Source organism: Pseudomonas sp. P20 (genome assembly GCF_016463925.1).
Classification (GTDB): domain Bacteria; phylum Pseudomonadota; class Gammaproteobacteria; order Pseudomonadales; family Pseudomonadaceae; genus Pseudomonas; species Pseudomonas aeruginosa.
The window spans coordinates 1-2,968 of record NZ_JAEMVM010000065.1; the positions used below are offsets into that span (position 1 = coordinate 1).

Genomic DNA, 2,968 nt, shown 5'->3' on the forward strand with positions numbered 1-2,968 from the left:
AAGGGTCTTCTGGCTCTCTTGTTGCTGCTCTGCACGTTGAGTGACTTCAGCCATCAGGCGGCATCCTCACCGGCGCCGAGGTGACGGAAATCGTCGACCAGGTCCTGGGGCAGACCATCCTGCAGGGCGGAGTATCCCGGCGCCTCCCACCACTCGCTGTTGGCGGCCTGGCCCTTGCGCATACCGGCAGCCAGCTCCTGCAGGCTTTTCGGCATCACCTCGTCGGGATCGACCGCCGGCAGCGGCATTCGGATCTTCCAGAGATTGCCGCCCTCGAGTAGCGCGAACGCCTGTCCTTTGGGCAGACCAACGATGTGGGCCGGCTCGAGCATCGGCACGCTGGTCATCTGCACCTGGTCGTGCGAGCTGGAGGTGAAGGCTGCCTTCTTGTTGTTGATCGCGTCGTTGGCGCCGCTCGCCGGCGTGCTGGTGTAGATCTGGACCTTGGGGAGCTGATTGGTAAGGAGTTCGGCCGTGGCGGTCTCGCGCACCCGCAGCATGAACAGGTTGTTGAAGTTGCCGATGATCTGACCGGCCTTCGCGCGGGAGCCGATCTTGGCCTCGATGTCGCTCATGGTCTGGGTGTAGGCCGTCACCTGCACGCCGGCGCCGCCCGCTTTGTTGACCATGGGGATGAACTCGTCGCCAATCAGCTCGTTGAACTCGTCGGCATGCAGGTTGATGCGGACCTTGCCGCCAGCGAGCGAGCCGGGCAGGCCGTCATCGACACCATGCTTGTAGATGTGACCCGCTACCGAGACCAGGTCGCTGAACATGGAGTTGCCCACCGCGGCGGCGACCTCGGTATCCGATAGTGCGTCGAGGCCGACGTAGACCACGGCGCGTTTGCGGATGACCTGCATCCAGTCGAAGATCGGTCGCGGATCGTTGAGGTCCGCGTAGTTAGGCGAAAGAAGCTCCGAGATCCGCCCGGTAGTGAGTTTCTCCAGCAGCGGCAGCAGCGAGGCCACGATCTTGTCGAAGTAGGTCTTGTCGTAGCGCACGGCGCTCTTCAGGCCTTCCATGACCGGGTCGGCGATGCGTTTCTGTGTCAGGTACTGGTCGATGGCCACGACACGGAAGGGCCGCCCTTTCATGTTGAATGGCACGTTCTTGTCGTTGAGCTTGCCCTCGATGTGGATGATGGTGTCCCAGGCCCTCGGGTCGTGCTCGCTGATGTACTTCTGGGCGTACTCGACGAACAACGCATCGATGTTCACGACGTGCCGGAGGATCTGCTGGTAGTCAGGCCGGATACCCAGCGCGTGCAGCGCGCGGGCGATGATGTTGACGAACCGCCAGGCGAACTCGCGGAACGCCGCGCTGTTGCCTTCGCCGGAGAGCTGGCCGGCGACGCGGGTGGCGACCTCGGAGATCCGACCGAACCGGCCGACGGCGTTGTAGCGTGCCGACAGGTCAGGATGACCGAGGTGGAACACGTAGAACTCGTCCAGGCGGCCGGCACGTTCGCATTCCACGTACATACGCTTGAGCAGGTCAGCGTCGCCTTTCGGGTCGAAGACGATCACCACCTCGTAGTCCGGCTGCTCCTCTGCGCGCCGGCGCCGGTGGCCGTGGTGAACCGTCTGGGTCCGCCGGCCCATCTTCACCCGCCGGCGTCGTACCCGGCAGTGAGTGCGGCGAATATCCTGGGTGATGAACAGCTCCGCGAGGCGCGTCTTACCCACCCTCGTGGTGCCGAGTACCAGTGTGTGGCCGACGCGCTCGCCCAGTTGCAGGCCTACGTCCTGTTCGCGCGGCTCGATGCCATGGAGCCGAGGCAAACCGCCCACGGGCGGCAGCGGCCGTGCGGGGTTCCAGGCCACGTCCCAGGCAGTGGCTTTGGCGACCAGCTTCAGGGGGAAGGGGGCGAACTCGAGCTGCTTCTCCAGCCGGCGCGCGCGCTCGTAGAGCGGCGAGGGCTCGACGTAGGAGGCGAACTGGGGCAGGTAGGTATCTGCCAGGCGCTGCGTATGCTTCTGCGTCCAGCGAAAGCCCTTGCCGATGAACAAGTGTTCGTTGCTGACCGGCATTTCGGCGCTGGTCATCGTGTACTTCGGCAGTCGGCGAATGTTCCGCCGGTAGCGGAGCACCACGCCGGCCTGCTTCAGCCGCACGACGCCCAGCCAGACGAAGCCCAGCGCGGCCACGATGCCGAACAGCGGAGTGAGGGCGAACGTCCACGGCGCGACGATGCAGAGCGCGGCCGCGGTGAAGCACACGGTGGTGGTGTAGAGCTCCACGGCAGGCCGCAAGAGCGCTTCCAGCGGGTACTGGCCAGCCATGGGTTACACCTTCAGGCTTGCCGGCGAGTGCAGGCGGCCCGGTCGGCGGCGCTTGGCATGAAGTTCGAGCACCTGTTTCCTGGCTTGCTCTACCTCATGATCGGGCAGCATCTGCTCCAGCAGCTCACAGAGGGTCGATTCGTCCTCGAGGGCCGTGGACGTCACCTCACCGCCGTAGCGTGAGATCAGGCCGAGCAACTCCTGGTACATGAGTTGGCGTGCCTGAGCGTCGCTCGGCTGCTTGATGACCAGGGTGATCAGGTGAGTAGTCATGAGGACTCCTACTGCTGGATGGCGGTGGATGTGATGAGGGCGGGGTAGTGCCGCAGTCCGAGCCGGTCGACCAGGTCGTCCGCCGGCGCCGGCAATATCTGAAGTCCTTTCCCCCAGGCACGGATTTCCGTCAGGCGCGCTTCGCTGGCCACGTTCACTGCCAGGCCCACAGCGTGGAGGCCTCGGAGCTCGTCGCCTCGCTCTTTCAGCCAGGTTCGAGACAGCGTGTCGTCGCCGACGAGGAACAGAGGTTGCAGGCCTGGGGCGTTGATGGCGCGCCCCTGAACCTGGCCTGGCGAAAGGCGTGCCGAGCGAACTGGAAACGCACCTGAGCCACGGACACCCAGGTCGCCAGGTCCTGGTGTGGCAGCGGATGGCTGCGGATCCAGGCCCTGGTAGTAGGGGAGCGC

General features: G+C 65.0%; 3 protein-coding genes. All 3 read right to left on the bottom strand.

From position 1 onward, the window contains the following. Nucleotides 1-53: 53 nt before the first annotated feature. Entirely contained in the window at nt 54-2,285 is a 2,232-nt protein-coding gene (gene traD, locus JHD77_RS31300) for a type IV conjugative transfer system coupling protein TraD (protein ID WP_196994078.1), read from the bottom strand. Between the two features lie 3 nt (nt 2,286-2,288). Continuing rightward, entirely contained in the window at nt 2,289-2,558 is a 270-nt protein-coding gene (locus JHD77_RS31305) for a hypothetical protein (protein WP_003099820.1), read from the bottom strand. Nucleotides 2,559-2,566: 8 nt separating this feature from the next. Then, nucleotides 2,567-2,968 (bottom strand): integrating conjugative element protein (locus tag JHD77_RS31310; RefSeq protein ID WP_199506553.1); only part of this gene is annotated, 402 nt, incomplete at its 5' end.